3 protein-coding genes are annotated in these 868 nt (G+C 59.8%); all 3 read right to left on the bottom strand.

The genetic code is table 11. The features are described from left to right. Positions 1 to 16: 16 nt before the first annotated feature. The 3 genes from HAQ05_RS27865 to HAQ05_RS27855 are packed head-to-tail and all read right to left on the bottom strand — an operon-like array spanning position 17 to position 777. On the bottom strand, positions 17 to 358 hold the full coding sequence (locus HAQ05_RS27865) for a hypothetical protein (RefSeq protein ID WP_190427613.1): 342 nt from the start codon (positions 356 to 358) through the stop codon (positions 17 to 19). A gap of 54 nt (positions 359 to 412) precedes the next feature. Beyond that, a complete protein-coding gene (locus HAQ05_RS27860; protein WP_190427611.1) occupies positions 413 to 637 on the bottom strand; it encodes a hypothetical protein in 225 nt (74 codons plus the stop codon). Then, complete coding sequence (locus HAQ05_RS27855) at positions 634 to 777, bottom strand: hypothetical protein (RefSeq protein WP_190427608.1); 144 nt, start codon at positions 775 to 777, stop codon at positions 634 to 636. Before HAQ05_RS27855 ends, HAQ05_RS27860 begins: the two co-directional genes overlap by 4 nt. Positions 778 to 868 lie beyond the last annotated feature (91 nt).

The raw sequence follows: 868 nt of genomic DNA, 5'->3' as shown, positions 1-868 counted from the left end.
GGGGCGGCGGTCGGGGTTAGGTGGTGGCTTTGGCGATGGCTGCGTCAATCCGCTTTATCGTTGTGTGCTCAGCGATATTTTCCTCACTATCGAACCAGTCAGGCGCGCCGTGCTTAAGAGCCGTGGCGATCACCTTGCGCGCTTCGACGAGAACGGGCAGCAGATCCCGAAGCACGTTAATTTCTGACTGAGCATCGTCTACCACTGCCTGGGCGTCATGCTGGTCTATCCAGTTACCGACCCCCTCAGCCTTCACTACGCGGTCACCTTCGGGGCTCAGTAAAAATCCATAGTTAGGAATCGCGCACAGGCGATCCCAGAACTCATAGCCCTCACGGGTTTGAATATTTCTAGACATAGCTACACCTCACCCGCCGTTCGCCGGCAGGCATGTGGATAGATGGGGAAGGGGTTAGCGCTTCTGCTGAGCTCGAAAATCGTCAGCAGTGCGCGAGCAGTGGCCTTGGCAGCCGTTTTCGTGGCAGGCGGTTTGGTTGCAGATCTGGCGGAAGCCGGTGCCGCCGCACATTCCGCAGTCATCGTTGCGATGATCTGGGCAGCGATAGACCTCGAACTCGCGACCGTATCTTTGCAGGCGGCCCGGCAGCATCCCGGTTCCGGCGTCGAGCACTTTCATGCCGCCTCCTTAATCCGATCAGCCGCCGGCGCCGGCATGTACATCCCATTGCAGCGCCAAACGCCGAAGTCATCGACAGTGCACTCAGCCCAGCGCTCAGGGTTGCCGTACTGGGGCGGGAAGTAGACGAGATAGGTCATGCCGCCTCCTTAGCCCAGCGCCGAATAGCCTCGCGCGCCTGCTGCTCTGTGCTGAACATTTCGTGGGACAAGGAACCCTTGCGGCGCACGT

The sequence above is a fragment of the Pseudomonas typographi genome (assembly GCF_014694385.1).
Taxonomy (GTDB): Bacteria; Pseudomonadota; Gammaproteobacteria; order Pseudomonadales; family Pseudomonadaceae; genus Aquipseudomonas; species Aquipseudomonas typographi.
Note: the sequence above shows the minus strand (reverse complement) of the source record. Positions and strands in the feature narration are given on the sequence as shown.